Source organism: Pseudoalteromonas sp. SG44-1, assembly GCF_014164315.1.
GTDB classification, from domain to species: domain Bacteria; phylum Pseudomonadota; class Gammaproteobacteria; order Enterobacterales; family Alteromonadaceae; genus Pseudoalteromonas; species Pseudoalteromonas rhizosphaerae.
The window spans coordinates 1-2,607 of sequence record NZ_JACJEW010000136.1 but is presented as its reverse complement, the minus strand read 5'-3'; the positions used below and the strand labels follow the sequence as shown (position 1 = coordinate 2,607).

The 2,607-nt window shown below is 38.2% G+C and carries 3 protein-coding genes; all 3 read left to right on the top strand.

Translation table 11 applies throughout. The features are described from left to right. Positions 1–257: 257 nt before the first annotated feature. Positions 258–551 carry a hypothetical protein gene (locus H5187_RS23110; protein WP_182795020.1) on the top strand — a complete coding sequence of 98 codons (294 nt, stop codon included), beginning with the start codon at positions 258–260 and terminating at the stop codon, positions 549–551. A 4-nt stretch (positions 552–555) separates the two neighbouring features. Continuing rightward, positions 556–1,479: a hypothetical protein gene (locus tag H5187_RS23105; protein WP_182795021.1), complete on the top strand. Its 924-nt coding sequence runs from the start codon at positions 556–558 to the stop codon at positions 1,477–1,479. A 336-nt stretch (positions 1,480–1,815) separates the two neighbouring features. Next, on the top strand, positions 1,816–2,562 hold the full coding sequence (locus tag H5187_RS23100) for a hypothetical protein (protein WP_182798431.1): 747 nt from the start codon (positions 1,816–1,818) through the stop codon (positions 2,560–2,562). Positions 2,563–2,607 lie beyond the last annotated feature (45 nt).

Below are 2,607 nucleotides of genomic sequence, written 5' to 3'. Positions count from 1 at the left end.
GAGGAGTTAAAACCCTATTTAGACCCAACAGATTGCCAAGTTAACCGTCAGGAAGTGTGGTAATTAAAAGCTAAATCGCTCTTTAAAAATTTAAAAAATTGAACCTAAAGTGATGCATTTAATTGCTTTAGGTTTAGTTTGCAGCTTCTGTTAGTAGTGGCGTTGTTATTTTTCCTGATGGAAAATTAAGAAGACAGCCACCTTGAAATCCGCGTACTTTAGAAATGGAATAACAATGACACCATCTTAATTTTTTAGTGACTGATTTATCAAGTGGGCAAGGTGTACGACTTGATTTAAATCAGTATAACTGCGCCGCCATATTTAAAGCGCTCAACACAACCAGAATCACGTTTAGACTACGTGTTAAAACGTATCCAAAAGGTAAAGGTGCGTCAGTGAGTGATGCTTTTAAAGATAATAAGTTTATATTGCCAGTATCAAAACGCGATGAAGACGGCGAGCTTGAAAAACCAAATAAATGGCTCACAACCGAAGTGAATTTATCACTATTAAATTATGCGCTAAAAGAAGAATTAGGACTTGAGTAACAATATGATAAACACCGAGCAAGTATCTGAATTACGCCCCCCTAAAAAACCAACTGATATGGGGAAGTATTACCGAAAAGTTGAAGTCGATTATGACAACCTGTTAGGAGTAAACGATATATATTCAACTGATGGTCGTTATTACGGCGTATTATTAATGGGAAGTATGACGGATACGGATGATAGTTCTTATTCTTGGCTAGCATTAACCTTCTTTGCGATTGGAGCTATAATGCAAGTCCTTGGGTTATTTAAAGCAAAAAGTTTACAACACCTCTTGGACTCATTTCTTTTTGATCCCTTGTTTATTCTAGGGCAAGTTTTATTATTAATAATTGCTTTTATTTACCACCGTAAAGCGAGAATACCGCGAGGTAAATTAGTCGTCTTCGATCGAAAAACCGGCAATGTAAATTTCCCCGCGTTTGGTGGCAACCCAGAACTTGTTATACCATTTGAAGAAGTTGAGATGTATCGAGGCTCGTTAGGCTTTAGCTTGGGAAGAGGCATGCCTGTTACAAGTTTAATCCCTAAAAAATACCCTAAACATGGTAAAAGGGATTGCCAATACATAGTCGCGTTTGCTGATAGCTACGATGGGGCTTGTCAATCGTGGACATTATTAACGGAATTTATGGATAAAAATAAACCAATCCCTTTTGGGTTGTTACAGTCTGTTCAACACCATTTAAACAAAGGAAATAGTGTTACGTGGAGAGGTGATAAAATTGGCCCCTATATGGATAAGTATCCGCTCGATCCTGTCATAAAAAATAACTATAAGTATGTTTATCACGAAAATCGTGATGCAACAGAAGAGTACCCGAGGGATGAAGTTAATTATGTTATTGCGCCATTTAGTGATGACCCCGTATTGCTAGAGAAAAATATAAAACGTGCCTACGAGCTCAATATTTTACTTTTGTGATTAAAGTTATTTAAAAATAGATTTACAGGCCAAACGCTCTTTAACAATCAGAAAAGGAATTCAAACCTAGGCGGTGTATGCTGCCTAGGTTTATCGTCACGTTGATGATTAGAAGGCGCAATTAATAAGACACCCCCCTTTAAATACGCGTTTTTGGTGATGAAGTAGAATAAAAACAAACCATGCGCGAGGTAAACTCCCGCCTACAGGCGATGTAATACTGTTCTTTAAATTTGCGTAGACGGGGCTTTGTGTCGCGCAAATTTAAAAATAAAAACGACACTCACTCTGAATAGTTAAGATGGGTATCATCTTAATTCATGCGTTGCAGGGTTAGTGATAATTTTAATTGCGGCAGGGCTTATTTATTACTTTAGTGAATCAGAGGTTGAAGCATGGTTGCATGCATGCCCGTGGGGTAAAGCAGCTTTTATTAATGATGGCTCAACAAGTGTTCGAGCTGAACAATGGCGGAACCGCCCTGATTTAGCACTACTCGATGTCTATAATGCACTTTACAAGCCTTATACTAAAGTGGTTGCAAGCCACCTTGCCAAAACTATTTCAATTAGTTTATCGACTCCCGTTGCTGCGGTAAAAGAAGGTGTCGATACAAAGCTCTATTGGCGGGTAGTTAATCCAATACGTGCAAATATAATTGCACCTTATCGTGGTTATAATGTTGAAGCAGCTAAAAAATATGCGGAAATAATACAATTAAAAATGTCACGTTACACGAAGCATAGAGTATTTAAACAAATCCCCCTTAATTCCCCCATATTAGTTGATGCGATATGGATGCTTCAGCCTGCACGAACAGGGTGGCAAGCAGAAATAAATTACAATGCATTTTTGACTGAATTTGGTTTGCAGCCAGGCGACCAGATAGAACTCAAACTAGAAGCCACGGTGTACCCCAGTGGTAAAGGTCAACCAACAATTCAGGGGTTTAATAGTATTTATGGCTTACCAATCGAATATTACAAAGCAGGTGAAAAGCCATGGTTCTTTTCTTGGGGCGATGAGCGCAAGTATAGCCACCGCATTGGCCAAGTCATTAGCCAAGCCATCATTCATTTATAAAGGGTAAATTATAAAAAAGCCAAGTTTTAATAAGTTGAGTTGTAA